General features: G+C 63.2%; 2 protein-coding genes. Both read left to right on the top strand.

The annotated features are described in order from the left end of the window. Positions 1–131: 131 nt before the first annotated feature. Positions 132–1,139, top strand: coding sequence for an alpha-ketoacid dehydrogenase subunit beta (locus tag CO666_RS33310; protein WP_077988838.1), 1,008 nt, complete (start codon positions 132–134; stop codon positions 1,137–1,139). Between the two features lie 5 nt (positions 1,140–1,144). Next, on the top strand, positions 1,145–1,767 hold a 623-nt coding region (locus CO666_RS33305; protein ID WP_143540428.1), incomplete at its 3' end, for an alpha/beta fold hydrolase.

Below are 1,767 nucleotides of genomic sequence, written 5' to 3'. Positions count from 1 at the left end.
CTCGACGCCGTCGACCAGGCGGTGGAAGCGGCGATCGATCACGCCGTCGCAGCTGCCCGTGCAGCTCCTTTCCCGCCGCTGTCGGCCCTGACGACCGACGTCTACGTCAAATATCTGTAAGGACGACCGAGATGGCCAAGAAATCATTCCGCCAGGCACTCAACGATGCACTTCATTCCGAGATGGCGCGCGATCCGCGCGTGATCATGATGGGCGAAGACCTGACCGGCGGCGCCGGAGCGAACGGAGTGAAGGATGCCTGGGGCGGTCCCTTTGGAGTGACCCGTGGGCTCCTCGGCGCTTTCGGGCCGGATCGGGTGCGCGACACGCCGATCAGCGAAGCTGCCTTTATCGGAGCTGCGGCCGGCGCCGCCTTGACGGGCCTGCGTCCGATTGCCGAGATCATGTTCGTCGACTTTGCCGGCGTCTGCCTCGACCAGATCATGAACCAGGCGGCGAAGTTCCGCTACATGTTCGGCGGCCGCGCCAAGACGCCACTCGTCATCCGGGCGACCTATGGGGCGGGCAGCCGCTCCGGATCGCAGCACACCCAGGCGCTGCACGCGATCTTCACCCATATCCCCGGCCTCAAGGTGGTCATTCCGTCCAATCCCTATGACGCCAAGGGACTGCTTCTGCAGGCCATCCGCGATGATGATCCGGTGATCTTCCTCGAGCACAAGATGCTCTACGACACGGTCGGCGAAGTTCCGGACGCCTCCTATACCATTCCGTTCGGCGAAGCGCGTGTGGTGCGCGACGGCAAGGATGTGGTGATCATTGCCGTCGGCCGGATGGTCAGCGTGGCCGAAGACGCAGCACGCAGTCTTGCCGCGGAAGGCATCTCCGCCAGTATCGTCGATCCGCGCACGACCTCGCCGCTCGATGAGGACACACTCGTGGAAGTGACAGAAAAGATCGGTCGCGTCGTCATCGTGGACGAAGGCAATCCGCGTTGTGGTGTGGCGGCCGATATCTCTGCCCTGCTTGCCGATCAGTGCTTTGACGCTCTCAAGGCGCCGATCAAGCTGGTGACGGCGCCACACACGCCGGTTCCTTATGCTCCCAACCTTGAGGACGCCTATGTGCCGACGCCGGACGCCGTCATCAAGGCCGTCAAGTCAATCGTAAAGAGGTAAATGCCATGTCGCTTATCGAAGCAGTCACCATCCCCAAATGGGGAATGACGATGACCGAGGGCAAGATCACCCAGTGGATGATCGGCGAGGGGGGCAGTGTCGCGCGCGGTCAGGAGATCCTCGAGATCGAGACCACGAAAGTGACGAATGTGCTCGAAGCGGCGGCCAGCGGTACGCTGAGGCAGATTGTTCTGGCGGAAGGCACGACGGCCCCCGTCGGTGCGCTGGCCGGCGTGATCGCCGATGAGAGCGCCACCCAAGAAGAGATCGACGCCTTCATCCAGAGCTATGCCGATCGCATCGGCAGCGGCGAAGAGGGCGAGGGCGGCCTATCTCTCCCACGCAAGGTCGCGGTTCCAGGCGGCTCGCTCAACCTGCTGGAAGCAGGCGAGCCGAGCGACGATATCGTGCTCTTCCTGCACGGCTTCGGCGGAGATCTGACGACCTGGCTCTTCAACCAGCCGGTGCTGGCCGAAACGATGCGGACGATCGCAGTCGATCTTCCCGGTCATGGCGATTCCTCGCCGGCGGCGGGCAGCAATGTCGTTGACGAGATTGCCGTAGCGATCCAAGAGGCGGTCACCCCGATCGCTTCTGGAAAGATCCATCTGGTCGCGCACTCCTTCGG

It is taken from the genome of Rhizobium chutanense (genome assembly GCF_002531935.1).
GTDB classification, from domain to species: Bacteria; Pseudomonadota; Alphaproteobacteria; order Rhizobiales; family Rhizobiaceae; genus Rhizobium; species Rhizobium chutanense.
This window is presented reverse-complemented; position numbering and strand designations above follow the sequence as displayed.

Excerpts from the sequence above, each read along its gene's own strand:
- CO666_RS33310 (WP_077988838.1), top strand. The coding sequence starts at position 132 with ATGGCCAAGAAATCATTCCGCCAGGCACTCAACGATGCACTTCATTCC.